Origin of the sequence: Pseudomonas sp. RC10-4-2 (genome assembly GCF_050433085.1) — a bacterium.
GTDB classification, from domain to species: Bacteria; Pseudomonadota; Gammaproteobacteria; order Pseudomonadales; family Pseudomonadaceae; genus Pseudomonas; species Pseudomonas aeruginosa.
Map to the genome: position 1 here is coordinate 251,836 of NZ_JBNPXX010000007.1, position 12,286 is coordinate 264,121.

The 12,286-nt window shown below is 68.6% G+C and carries 9 protein-coding genes; 8 read left to right on the plus strand and 1 reads right to left on the minus strand.

Translation table 11 applies throughout. The features are described from left to right. Window positions 1-24: 24 nt before the first annotated feature. Entirely contained in the window at window positions 25-837 is an 813-nt protein-coding gene (xthA, locus tag FHW81_RS27320) for an exodeoxyribonuclease III (protein WP_003104469.1), read from the minus strand. Window positions 838-981: 144 nt separating this feature from the next. Between xthA and FHW81_RS27325 the strand changes: the two genes are divergently transcribed. From FHW81_RS27325 to FHW81_RS27360, 8 genes are all read left to right on the plus strand, one after another. After that, a complete protein-coding gene (locus FHW81_RS27325) occupies window positions 982-1,695 on the plus strand; it encodes a GNAT family N-acetyltransferase (RefSeq protein WP_003122637.1) in 714 nt (237 codons plus the stop codon). A gap of 133 nt (window positions 1,696-1,828) precedes the next feature. After that, window positions 1,829-3,568, plus strand: a complete 1,740-nt coding sequence (locus tag FHW81_RS27330) for an autotransporter assembly complex protein TamA (protein WP_023091273.1) — start codon at window positions 1,829-1,831, stop codon at window positions 3,566-3,568. Beyond that, window positions 3,565-7,230 carry a translocation/assembly module TamB domain-containing protein gene (locus FHW81_RS27335; RefSeq protein WP_023091274.1) on the plus strand — a complete coding sequence of 1,222 codons (3,666 nt, stop codon included), beginning with the start codon at window positions 3,565-3,567 and terminating at the stop codon, window positions 7,228-7,230. The genes FHW81_RS27330 and FHW81_RS27335 overlap by 4 nt, the downstream gene beginning before the upstream one ends. Window positions 7,231-7,364: 134 nt before the next feature. Continuing rightward, entirely contained in the window at window positions 7,365-8,000 is a 636-nt protein-coding gene (locus FHW81_RS27340; RefSeq protein WP_012614089.1) for a CDP-alcohol phosphatidyltransferase family protein, read from the plus strand. 89 nt (window positions 8,001-8,089) lie between these two features. Beyond that, window positions 8,090-9,850, plus strand: a complete 1,761-nt coding sequence (locus tag FHW81_RS27345) for a bifunctional alpha/beta hydrolase/class I SAM-dependent methyltransferase (RefSeq protein WP_060774216.1) — start codon at window positions 8,090-8,092, stop codon at window positions 9,848-9,850. Beyond that, window positions 9,850-11,199, plus strand: coding sequence for a phosphatase PAP2/dual specificity phosphatase family protein (locus tag FHW81_RS27350; RefSeq protein ID WP_003116853.1), 1,350 nt, complete (start codon window positions 9,850-9,852; stop codon window positions 11,197-11,199). The genes FHW81_RS27345 and FHW81_RS27350 overlap by 1 nt, the downstream gene beginning before the upstream one ends. Then, the gene (locus tag FHW81_RS27355; RefSeq protein ID WP_003116854.1) at window positions 11,192-11,644 is read left to right on the plus strand and encodes a hypothetical protein; all 453 of its coding nucleotides are present in this window, start codon (window positions 11,192-11,194) and stop codon (window positions 11,642-11,644) included. The genes FHW81_RS27350 and FHW81_RS27355 overlap by 8 nt, the downstream gene beginning before the upstream one ends. A gap of 11 nt (window positions 11,645-11,655) precedes the next feature. After that, entirely contained in the window at window positions 11,656-12,285 is a 630-nt protein-coding gene (locus FHW81_RS27360; RefSeq protein WP_003113327.1) for a lysophospholipid acyltransferase family protein, read from the plus strand. Window position 12,286: the final 1 nt, after the last annotated feature.

Here is a 12,286-nt window from a genome sequence, read left to right on the forward strand (position 1 = left end):
TGAGCCTTTTCCTTGGGCTGAGCCTCAGGCCAGTTCCAGCCAGATCGGGGCGTGATCGGAGGGTTTCTCCATGCCGCGCAGGTCGTAGTCGATGCCGGCGTCCTTGAAGCGCGACTGCAGCACCCGGCTGGCCAGGATCACATCGATGCGCAGGCCGCGCTTGGGGTTGTCCTCGAAGCCACGGCTGCGGTAGTCGAACCAGCTGAAGCGGTCGTTCACCTCCGGATTCAGGGCCCGGAAGCTGTCGACCAGGCCCCAGTTCTTCAAGGTAGCCAGCCATTCGCGCTCTTCCGGCAGGAAGCTGCACTTGCCGGTCTTCAGCCAGCGCTTGCGGTTTTCCTCGCCAATGCCGATGTCGCAGTCCTCCGGCGAGATATTGATGTCGCCCATCACCACCAGGGCCTGCTCGGGCTTGAAGCTGTTCTCCAGCAGCGACTGGAGATCGGCGTAGAAGCGCTGCTTGGCCGGGAACTTGGTCGGATGCTCGCGGTTCTCGCCTTGCGGGAAGTAACCGTTCATCACGGTGATCGGGTTGCCCTGGGCGTCGCTGAAGGTGCCCCAGATGAAGCGCCGCTGGGATTCCTCGCCGTCGCTCGGGAAGCCGCGATGCAGTTCCAGGGGCGCCTGGCGGGAGAGCAGGGCGACGCCGTAGTGGCCTTTCTGCCCGTGGTAGTGGACGTGGTAGCCGAGCGCCTCGATCTCGGCCTGGGGAAACTGGTCGTCGGCGACCTTGGTTTCCTGCAGCCCGATCACGTCGGGCTGGTGCCGCTCGATCAGCGCCGCCAACTGGTGCGGCCGGGCGCGCAGACCGTTGATATTGAAAGAGACGATTTTCATGGTGGGCGTCCTGGCAAAAACAGGAATGCTAGCCCAGCCGGGGGATGCCTGGCGACCCTGGAGGCGCTGTGCTAGTGTCCGCCGGGTACCCGATGGCTGTGTGGCTTGGCGCCTTGCCGGCCCTGTGGTCTGCCGCGGACGGGGATGGCCAGGCCATCCGCTCGACCAATCGCCGTGGCGAAGCGTGCGTGTCGCTGCGCCTGCGGCCGACAAGGAATGCGTTCCATGCCTGATCAGGTCACCGATGTCCGTCTGCTCGACGACGGCTATAGTCGCGAAGTCCGCTCGCTTTTCTACCACGCCTACCGCCACGAACCGACCTTCGCCTACCTGATGGATGCGCAGCGCGCCGGCTACGACCAGCGCGTGCGTGCCTGCGTCCGGGAGATGGTCGAGCGCCATCTGGGCGAAGAGTTGCCGGCCATCGGCCTGTTCATCGACGATCGGCTGGTCGCGGCGGCCCTGATCACGCCGCCGCAGCGGCGCCTGGATATCACCGAGAGCTGGAGCTGGCGCCTGCGCATGCTGTTCAGCGTCGGCCTGGCCGCGACCCGGCGCTACCTGGATTACCACCGGGCGGTGCAGGCCTGCCTGCCGGTCGGCCCCCACCACCAGTTGCCGATGCTCGGCGTGCATCCCGAGTACCAGGGCAGGCAGATCGGCGAGCAGTTGCTGGCGGCCGTGCAGCGCTGGTGCGCCGAGGACTCCGCTTCGCAGGGGCTGGTCCTGGATACCGGCAATGCGCGCTACCTGGACTTCTACCAGCGGCACGGCTACCGCGAGATCGGCGAGGTGACGCTGGGAGCGGTGCGCGAGCACGTCCTCCTGCATCCTGGCGAGACGCCGGCGGCGACCTGAGCGTTCCCACGGACGCGCGAGAAAAGCCATGCCTGTCAGGCGCTTGGCGTCATAAAACCCGAATGTCAGGAGGTGGTCGGCGGCGTCCGCGCAAATCTGGACGCGCGCCACCCGCCTGCGTAGCATCCGCGCCATGAGACTGACTCAAGGATTGTTCCGGTTCCCGCTGGCCGGGCTGCTGTGCCTGAGTACGGCCGCCTTCGCGGAGAGCCAGCTTAGCGTGCGCGTCACCCCCGCCAATGCCGCCCTGAAGGCCAATATCGAGGCCTACGTGGGTAGCCTCGGCGAGCGGGACGAGGCGGCGTTGCAACGTTTCCGTCGCAATGCCGAGGCGCAGGCGGAAAAGGCGGCCCAGGCGCTCGGCTACTTCCAGGCGCAGATCGACAGCGAGGTGAAGGACGGCAAGCCGCCGAAGCTCACGCTCAAGGTAGTGTCCGGCGAGCCCGTGCGCCTGCGCCAGGTGAACATCCAGGTGCTCGGCGAGGCCGCCAGCCTGGAGAGCTTCCGCTTGCCGTCGGGCAAGCAGCTGAAACCGGGCGCGAAGCTGAACCAGGGCGTCTACGAGGACGCCAAGCGGCTGATCCAGAACCAGGCCTCGCGCTACGGCTTCTTCCAGGGCCGCTTCAGCACCCAGCGCCTGAGCATCGATCCGCGCGCCGGCATCGCCGACATCGACTTGGTCTACGACAGCGGCCAGCGCTACACCTTCGGCAAGGTGAGCTTCGACGGCGACTCGATCATCGAGGAAGAACTGTTGCGCCGCATGGTGCCGTTCAAGGCCGGCCAACCCTATGACTCCGAACTGATCGCCGAACTCAACCAGAACCTGCAATCCAGCGGCTACTTCGAGGGCGTGCGGGTCGACGCCGCGCCGACCCAGGCGCAGGCCGACGGCGCGCGCCAGGCGATCCCGGTAGCGGTCCGGCTGGAGGCGCGCAAGCCCCGGACCATGGGCGTCGGCCTCGGTTTCTCGACCGACGTCGGGGCGCGCGCGAGGTTCAACTGGACCCGCCATTGGGTGAATGCCGAAGGACATAGCCTGGGATTCGAGTCGGAAATCTCCGCACCACGGCAGAACGTCGGCGCCTGGTACGAGATTCCCCTCGATCCGCCGCTCACCGACAAGCTGCGCTTCACCAGCGGCTACCAGTTCGAAGACCTGGTCGACACCGAGAGCAAGCTGCTGACCCTTGGCGGCGAATGGCACAGCAAGCGGCCCGATGGCTGGCAGCGGGTGGTTTCGCTGAACTGGATGCGCGAGGAGTACAAGCTGGGCGACGACTCCGGGCTGAGCAGCTTCCTGATGCCGGGGATCGGCTACTCGCTGCTGGAGACCGACAACAAGGTCGACCCCAGCCATGGCTACCGCCTGCAGTTCAACGTCAAGGGGGCGAAGGAAGGCCTGCTGGCCGACGCCGACGTCCTCCATGTCGACGCCATGGCCAAGGGCCTGACCAGCTTCGCCGGCGGCCATCGCCTGCTCGGCCGCCTGCAGGTAGGCGGAATCGCCACCAACGACTACAAGTCGATCCCGCCCTCGCTGCGCTTCTTCGCCGGCGGTGACCAGAGCGTGCGCGGCTACGACTACCGGACGCTGTCGCCGGAGAATTCCGATGGCGATAAGATCGGCGGCCGCTACATGATCGCCGGCAGCGTCGAGTATCAATATCCGCTGGCCGAGCGCTGGCGCCTGGCGACCTTCGTCGACCAGGGCAACGCCTTCAACTCGCTGGACTTCCCGTCGATCAAGACCGGGGTCGGCTTCGGCGTGCGCTGGGTCTCGCCGGTCGGCCCGTTGCGCCTCGACCTGGCCCATGCGCTCGACGACGACGGCGGTTTCCGCCTGCACTTCTCCATGGGGCCAGAACTGTGAAGGCGCTGAAGATCACCTTGCTGGCCATAGTCGGGCTGCTCCTCGCGCTGCTCCTGGGACTCGCTGCGCTGCTCGGCACCCAGACCGGCAGCGCCTGGCTGCTCGGCCGCGTGCCGGGCCTGCAGGTCAGCGGCTTCGAGGGTCGCCTCGGTGGCGCCTGGCAGGCACAGCGGCTGTCCTGGGCGCAGGACGGTACGCAACTGGTCGTCGAGCGGCCTGAACTGCGCTGGTCGCCGGCCTGCCTGGCGGGGCTGCGCCTGTGCCTGCAGCGGGTGGCCGCCGAACGGGTCGCGCTGGACCTGCCGCCGAGCGGCGACAGCGCCGACAGCGGGCCGATCAGCCTGCCGACGCTGAAACTGCCGCTGAGCATCGAACTCGGCGAAGTGGCGGTCGGCAGCTTCCTGCTCGACGGCAACCAGCAGGTCGCCGAACTCAAGCTGGCGGCCCATTGGCTGGCCGACGGCCTGCACATCGACTCGCTGACGGCGCGGGGCTTCGGCCTGGACCTGGCGCTCCAGGGGCGCTTGCAGCCGAGCGGCGACTGGCCCTTGCAGGCCGAAGCCACGCTCGGCCTGCCCGCTCCCGAAGGCAAGCCGTGGAAGCTGGCCGTCCAGGTCGGCGGTGAGCTGCAGCAGGCGCTGACCCTGAAAGGCCGCAGCAGCGGTTACCTGGACGGCAGCCTGGAAGGACAGTTGCAGGCGCTGGCGGAAAACCTGCCGGCACGATTGCTGATCCGCGCCGACGGTTTCAAGGGTGCGGCCGGACTACCGGACACCTTGACCCTGAATGCCATCCAGCTCGATGCCGGCGGCGATCTCAAGAACGGTTACCTGATCCGCGGCGGCGCCAGCCTGCCGGGCGAGGGTGGGGCGGTGGCGTTGAGCCTGGACGGGCGGGTCGACGCCCAGGGCGCGGATATCCGCCAACTGCGCCTGGACGCTGGCGGCGAGCAGCGCCTGGAGCTGGTCGGACGCCTGGACTGGCGCGAAAGCCTGGCCGCCGACGCGACCCTGGACTGGAAGGATTTCCCCTGGCTGCGCCTGTATCCGCTGGCGGAGCCGCCGCCGGTGACGCTGAAGACCTTCAAGGCGGAAGTGCATTACCAGGACCAGCGCTACCTGGGCAATTTCAGCGCGGCGGCGAGCGGTCCGGCGGGCGACTTCACGCTGGCCAGCCCGGTGTCCGGCGACCTCGTTCAGCTCAACCTGCCGTCGCTGCAGCTCCGCGCCGGGCAAGGCCAGGCCGAGGGGCGGGTGACGTTGCGTTTCGACAATGGCGTGGCTTGGGATACCGCCCTGCAGCTCAGCGAACTGAACCCGGCTTACTGGGTCGCCGAGCTGCCGGGTTCACTGGCCGGTCCCTTGCGCAGCCAGGGAAGTGTTCGCGACGAGCGGCTGGCGTTGGGGGTGGATCTCGACGTCAAGGGCCGCCTGCGCGGCCAGCCGGCGCTATTCCAGGCGCGCGCCGAGGGCGAGGGGCAGCGCTGGACGCTGGGCAACCTCGACCTGCGCCTGGGGGATAACAAGGTTCAGGGCAGCGGGGCGCTCGACCAGCGCCTGCAAGGCCGCCTGGACATCGCCCTGAACCGTCTCGGCCAGCTTTGGCCGCAACTCTTCGGTCGCCTCGACGGACGCCTCGACCTGGCTGGCAGCCTCGCGGCGCCGCAAGGCAGGCTGAACCTCAAGGGACAGCAGATCGCCTACGCCGAGCAGCGCATCGCCGGCCTCGACCTGCAGGCGAACCTCGATGCCCGGCAGAACGGCACCCTGGCGCTGGTCGCTTCCGGCCTGCGCAGCGGCGAAACCGACCTCGGCCTGTTCAAGGCCAATGCCCGCGGCGACCAACGCCGCCAGCAACTGGAACTGGACCTGCAAGGTGCCTTGCTCAAGCTCGGCCTGGCCTTCGACGGGCAACTGGAGCGCGGCAACTGGCGCGGTCGCCTGGCGCGCGGCGAGTTGAGCAGTGGCGGCCAGGACTGGAAGCTACAGCAGCCGGCGCGCCTGGAGCGGTTGGCCGACGGCAGGGTCAATTTCGGCGCACATTGCTGGGTATCCGGCGCCGCCAGCCTCTGCGGCGGCGAGCAGCGCCTGCTGCCCGAGCCGCGGCTGCGCTACACCCTGCGCGACTTCCCGCTGGACAGCCTGAAGCAATGGTTCCCCGAGGACTTCGCCTGGCAGGGCAAGCTGAACGGCGACCTGCAACTGGACGTTCCGGCCCGCGGCCCGAGCGGCGTGGTCAGCCTGGACGCCGGCAGCGGTACGCTGCGCCTGCGCGACCAGGGCCAGTGGGTCGACGTCGGCTACGACAGCCTGCGCCTGGAGAGCCGGTTGGCGCCCAACCGCGTCGATACCTCCCTCGACTTCCGCGGACCGAAGCTCGGCGAGTTGCGGGTGCAGGCGCAGATCGACCCGCGCCCGGCGAGCAAACCGCTGAGCGGCGAGTTCAGCCTGGCCGGCCTCGACCTGTCGGTGGCGCGCCCGTTCGTGCCGATGGTGGAGAAACTGCAAGGCAGGCTGAACGGCAGCGGCCGGCTGTCCGGCGGCCTGCTGGCGCCGCGGGTCGACGGACGGGTGACGCTGAGCGACGGCAACATTGGCGGCGGCGAGCTGCCGACCAGCTTCGAGAACCTTTCCCTCGACGCTCGCATCGCTGGCGAAAGCCTGGAACTCGGCGGCGGCTGGCGCAGCGGCAGGTACGGCCAGGGCAGCCTGTCCGGCAACCTGAGCTGGGGCGACGCGCTGAACGTCGCCCTGAACATCCGTGGCAACCGCCTGCCGGTGGTGGTCGATCCCTATGCGCAACTGGAGGTGGAACCGGACCTGAAGATCGGCATGGCCGGGCAGGAGCTGGCGATCTCCGGCAAGGTCCTGGTGCCGCGTGGCGACATCACCATCCGCCAGTTGCCGCCATCCACGGTCAAGGTCTCCGACGACGCGGTGATCGTCGGCTCCGAGCAGCCCGAGCAGCGGCCGCTGAAGATGAAGATGGACATCGATGTCGAGGTCGGCCAGGACAAGCTGGCGTTCTCCGGCTTCGGCCTCAGCGCCGAACTGGCCGGCCACCTGCACATCGGCGACAACCTGGATACCCGCGGCGAGCTGAACCTGAACAAGGGCCGCTATCGTGCCTACGGCCAGCGCCTGACGATCCGTAGGGCGCGGCTGTTCTTCGCCGGACCGATCGACCAGCCGTACCTGGATATCGAGGCGATCCGCCGGGTCGACGACGTGGTCGCCGGCCTGCGCCTGACCGGCAGCGCCGAGCAGCCGACCAGCGCGGTATTCTCCGAACCGGCGATGAGCCAGGAGCAGGCGTTGTCCTACCTGGTGCTGGGGCGGCCGATGAGCACCGGCGAAGACAGCAACATGCTCGGCGAGGCGGCCCTGGCCCTGGGCCTGGCCGGTAGCGCACCGCTCACCGGGGAAATCGCCAAGCAGCTCGGCATCCAGGACTTCCAGCTGGACACCGAGGGCACCGGCAACAGCACCAGCGTGGTCGCCAGCGGGAATATCACCGACAAGCTCAGCCTGCGCTATGGTGTTGGAGTGTTCGAACCGGCAAATACCATCGCCTTGCGCTACCAGTTGACCAAACGCCTCTATCTCGAAGCGGCGAGCGGCCTGGCCAGTTCGCTGGACCTGTTCTTCAAGCGCGATTTCTGACGGATGCGCTGATACGGACCATGCGTAACGCATAAAAGTGTGTCACTTTTAGCGGCGCATCGACGTCGTAGAATGGAGCGGGCGCCGACCGCCAGGTCGGTGCCCGAAGCAACTCGGCACAAGGACTGGCTGACATGATTTCCGTCTATCAACTCAAACCGCGCTTTCAGAATCTTCTTCGTCCCGGCGTGCAGCGCCTCTACCAGCGCGGCATCACTGCCAACCAGGTGACCCTGGCGGCCTGCCTGCTGTCGCTGCTGGTCGGCGCGCTGGTCGCCGGTTTCGCCAGCCATCTCTGGCTGTTCGCCCTCGTTCCGCTGTGGATGTTCCTGCGCATGGCGCTGAACGCGGTGGACGGCATGCTCGCCCGCGAGTTCGGCCAGAAATCCGACCTGGGCGCCTACCTCAACGAACTCACCGACGTGATCGCCGACAGCGGCCTGTACCTGCCGTTCGCCCTGTTGCCGGGAGTCAACCCGCTGTGGGTGGTGCTGGTGGTGCTGCTGGCGGTGATCAGCGAATATGCCGGCGCGCTGGGCACCATGGTCGGCGCTTCGCGCCGCTACGACGGCCCGATGGGCAAAAGCGACCGGGCGCTGTGTTTCGGCGTGATCGGCGCCGGGGTGGCCAGCGGCCTTTTGCCGCTGGCCTGGATCGACTGGCTGATGTTGCTGATCGCGGCCCTGCTGTTGCTGACCATCGGCAACCGCGTGCGCCAGGGCCTGGCCGAGCTGTCCGCGAGTCGACGGGGCAGCGACGGCCAGGCCTGAGAGGGAACGGGCGAACGCCATGGAGGTGGGCGCCCGCAGGAAGCAACCCCGCCGGGATCCCGGCCGGGGCAACGACATAGGGACATCACATGCGCGACGTACAGGAATTGCGTTTCACCACCCACGACGGGGCAGAGCTCTTCTACCGCCACTGGCCGGCCAGCCGCCCGGCGCCGGACGGCACGCGCCAGGCGGTGCTGCTGTTCCACCGCGGCCATGAGCACTCCGGGCGGATCGCCCACCTGGTCGACGAACTCGACCTGCCGGAACACGACTTCTTCGCCTGGGACGCCCGTGGCCACGGCCTCTCGCCAGGCGCCCGCGGCGACAGCCCGAGCTTTGCCACCAGCGTGCGCGACGTACAGACCTTCGTCGACCATATCCAGGCCGTCCACGGTATCGCCGAAGAGCGGATGGCGGTAGTGGCGCAGAGCGTCGGCGCGGTGCTGGTTTCCACCTGGGCCCACGACTACGCGCCGAAGGTGCGCGCACTGGTGCTGGCTTCGCCGGCGTTCCAGGTCAAGCTCTACGTGCCGTTCGCCCGCAGCGGGCTGAAACTGATGCGCCTGTGGCGCGGCAATTTCTTCGTCAACAGCTATGTCAAGGCACGCTTCCTCAGTCACGACCCGCAGCGGATCGCCTCCTACGACAGCGACCCGCTGATCGCCAAGGCGATCTCGGTGAACGTCCTGCTCGGCCTCTACGAAGCTGCCGAGCGGGTGGTAGCGGACGCACAGGCGATCCAGATTCCCACCCAACTGCTGATTTCCGGGGCCGACTTCGTCGTCCATCGTGCGCCGCAGGAGCGCTTCTTCGAGCGTCTCGGCAGCCTGCGCAAGGAAAAGCACATCCTGCCCGGCTTCTTCCACGACACCCTTGGCGAGCGCGATCGTCACCTGGCCGTCGGCCGTGCCCGGCGCTTCCTCCTCGAGGCATTCGCCACGGCACCTGAACGACCGAGCCTGCTCGATGCCGACCGTCTGGGCCATACCTGCGCCGAGGCCGAGGCGCTGGCCGCGCCGTTGCCGAAGAACTCGCCGCGCGATCTCTACTGGCGCGCCACCCGTGCCGGGCTGCGCCTGGGCAGCCTGTGGTCGGACGGGGTCAAGCTGGGCTTCGACACCGGCTTCGATTCCGGCAGCACCCTCGACTATGTCTACCGCAACCAGCCCAGCGGCAGCGGCCCGCTGGGTCGCCTGATCGACCGCAACTACCTGGACTCCATCGGCTGGCGCGGCATCCGCCAGCGCAAGCTGCACGCCGAGGAGCTGCTGCGCCTGGCCATGCAGCGGTTGCGCGAGGAGCAGCGCGAGGTGCGCATCGTCGACATCGCCGCCGGCCACGGCCGCTACATCCTCGAAGCCCTGCAAGGCGTCGAGCCGCTGCCGGAAAGCATCCTCCTGCGCGACTACAGCGAGATCAACGTGCGTGACGGCAGCGCCCTGATCGAAAGCAAGGGCCTCGCCGGCATCGCCCGCTTCGTCAAGGGCGATGCCTTCGATCGCGCCGACCTGGCGGCGCTGCAACCGAAGCCGAGCCTCGGGGTGGTTTCCGGGCTCTACGAGCTGTTCGCCGACAACCGCATGGTCGGCGACTCCCTCGCCGGCCTCGGCGAGGCGCTGGAGGAGGGCGGCTACCTGGTCTACACCGGACAGCCCTGGCACCCGCAGCTGGAACTGATCGCCCGCGCGCTGACCAGCCACCGCCAGGGCCAGGCCTGGGTGATGCGGCGCCGGACCCAGGCGGAAATGGACCAGCTGGTGGCCGCCGCCGGCTTCCGCAAGATCACCCAGCGGGTCGACCAGTGGGGCATCTTCAGCGTATCGCTGGCGCAGAAGGTCGCCCGCTGATGGCGCCGCGCGAGCCGGGGGTACTGAAGCGGGCGGTGCTCTGGCTGCTGTTCCTCGGCCCGTTCTTCTTCGCCAGCTATGGCCTGGCCAACTGGTTGACCAGCCAGCGCGGCGACGTCGGCAGCCTGGTCTTCGACTGGGAACGCGGGATGCCGCTGTGGCCCTGGACCATCCTGCCGTACTGGTCGATCGACCTGCTCTACGGCCTGTCGCTGTTGTTGCCGCGGGACAAGCGCGAGCTGGACACCCACTGCCTGCGCCTGCTCAGCGCCCAGGTGCTGTCGGTGACCTGCTTCCTGCTGTTCCCCCTGCGCTTCACCTTCGAACGGCCGGAACTGGGCGGCGTGTTCGGCTGGCTGTTCGACGTGCTGATGGGGTTCGACAAACCGTACAACCAGGCACCGTCGCTGCACATCGCCCTGCTGGTAGTGCTCTGGGTCTGCTACGCGCGCTACGCCAGCGGCGCCTGGCGCTGGCTGCTGCATGGCTGGTTCGCGCTGATCGGGCTGTCGGTGCTGACCACCTGGCAGCACCATTTCATCGACGTGCCCACCGGCGCGCTGGCCGGTTGGCTGTGCGTCTGGCTGTGGCCGCAGGCGCAGCCCGCGCCGTTCGCCCGCGCCAGTCTGAGCCGCGACCGGCAACGGCGGCGGCTGGCCGCTCGCTACGGCCTCGGCGCGCTGGCCTGCGCCGCCGTCGCCTTTGCCGTCGGCGGTGCGGCGTTGTGGCTGTGCTGGCCGGCGCTGGCGCTGGCGCTGGTGGCGCTGAACTACCTGCTGTTCGGCGCCGCCGGCTTCCAGAAGGGCAGCACTGGCCGCCTGAGCGCCGCCGCGCGCTGGCTGCTGGCGCCATATCTGCTTGCCGCGCGGATCAACGCCTGGCTCTGGACCCGTCGCCGGCCGCAGCCGGACGAGGTGCTGCCGGGCCTCTGGTTGGGGCGCCTGCCGTCGTCCGCGGAACTGGCCGACGGCCGCTTTCGCGCATTGCTCGACGCTACCGCCGAACTTTCCTGCGAGCCGCAGGGGCTGGCCTATCGCAGCCTGCCGTTGCTCGACCTGGTCGCGCCGGACGTCGAGGACTGCCGGCGCGCCGCGGTGCTGATCGACGAACTGCTGGCGCAAGGGCCGCTGCTGGTGGCCTGTGCCCTGGGCTATTCGCGCAGCGCCACGCTGGTCGCCGCCTGGCTGCTGCTCAGCGGCCGCGCGGCGGACGTCGAGTCGGCCGTGGCGGTGTTACGTCGGGCGCGACCGCAAGTGCTGCTGGGCGAGGCCCAGCGGCGGACCCTCGCGGCGCTGAGCGGGAGCGTGCCGGAGCCATCGGCGGAACTGGGCGAGGTGCGCCATGCCTGAGCAAACCCTGGCCCTGGTGGCGGCCCTGCTGCGCCGTGGCCGCGAGCTTGACCGGCTGTCCGCCGCACTGACCCTGCTGGCCATCGGGCTGGGCCTGTACCAGGCCGTGCAGGGCATCGGCTGGCGCTATTTCGCTGCGGCGATGCTGGCGATCGCCCTGCTCGGCCTGTGGCAGAAGTACTGGGCGCTGCGAGTGGCCCTGGACGCCGAACTGTTCGAACGTTTCAGCCACGTCGGCGACAGGCTGGAAGCGCAGACCCAAGACCTGGACCGGGCCCTGGCCGATCTCGGCCTGGCCCGAGCGGACGCCGCAGGGCGCACCTGGCACCAGCGCAGCCACGGCGCCCTGCGCCTGCTACGCTGGCAGGCGCTGGCCTGTGGCGCCCAGTTCCTGCTGGCCTTGTCGTGCCTGTTGTCGATCCCTCTATTCAACGCTCAAACCTGAAGAGTCTTCCCATGCTCGAATCAGTCGTCGCCTATGGCATCATCGCCGGCGCCCGCGCCATCACCGGCTTGCGCAGCCTCTGGCTGGGCACCACGCCGATCCCCAAGCAACGCATCTATTACGCCAACCACAGCAGCCATGGCGACTTCGTCCTGCTCTGGGCCTCGCTGCCGCCGGAGGTGCGGCGGCGTACCCGGCCGGTGGCGGGCGCCGACTACTGGAACAAGGCCGGCCTGCGCAGCTACGTGATCAACAAGGTGTTCAACGGCGTGCTGGTCGACCGCCAGCGCAGCGAGGCCAATGCCAATCCGCTCGAACCCCTCGACCGCGCCCTGGACGGCGGCGATTCGCTGATCATCTTCCCCGAGGGCACCCGCAACCTGGACGACGAGGTCAAGCTGTTGCCATTCAAGAGCGGTATCTACCACCTGTCCCTGGCCCACCCGGACGTCGAGCTGGTGCCGGTCTGGCTGGCCAACCTCAACCGGGTCATGCCCAAGGGCCGCATGCTGCCGTTGCCGCTGCTCTGCACCCTGAGCTTCGGCAAGCCGCTGGTCGCCACGGCGGAAGAAGGCAAGGAGGCGTTCCTCGAACGAGCGCGCATGGCCCTGCTGGACCTGGCGCCGGAAGAGGAGGCCTGAG

Bases quoted from the DNA above. Each gene is read 5' to 3' on its own strand.
- xthA (WP_003104469.1), bottom strand. From the start codon at position 837: ATGAAAATCGTCTCTTTCAATATCAACGGTCTGCGCGCCCGGCCGCAC.
- FHW81_RS27325 (WP_003122637.1), top strand. From the start codon at position 982: ATGGCCAGGCCATCCGCTCGACCAATCGCCGTGGCGAAGCGTGCGTGT.
- FHW81_RS27330 (WP_023091273.1), top strand. From the start codon at position 1,829: ATGAGACTGACTCAAGGATTGTTCCGGTTCCCGCTGGCCGGGCTGCTG.
- FHW81_RS27340 (WP_012614089.1), top strand. From the start codon at position 7,365: ATGATTTCCGTCTATCAACTCAAACCGCGCTTTCAGAATCTTCTTCGT.
- FHW81_RS27345 (WP_060774216.1), top strand. From the start codon at position 8,090: ATGCGCGACGTACAGGAATTGCGTTTCACCACCCACGACGGGGCAGAG.
- FHW81_RS27350 (WP_003116853.1), top strand. From the start codon at position 9,850: ATGGCGCCGCGCGAGCCGGGGGTACTGAAGCGGGCGGTGCTCTGGCTG.
- FHW81_RS27355 (WP_003116854.1), top strand. From the start codon at position 11,192: ATGCCTGAGCAAACCCTGGCCCTGGTGGCGGCCCTGCTGCGCCGTGGC.
- FHW81_RS27360 (WP_003113327.1), top strand. From the start codon at position 11,656: ATGCTCGAATCAGTCGTCGCCTATGGCATCATCGCCGGCGCCCGCGCC.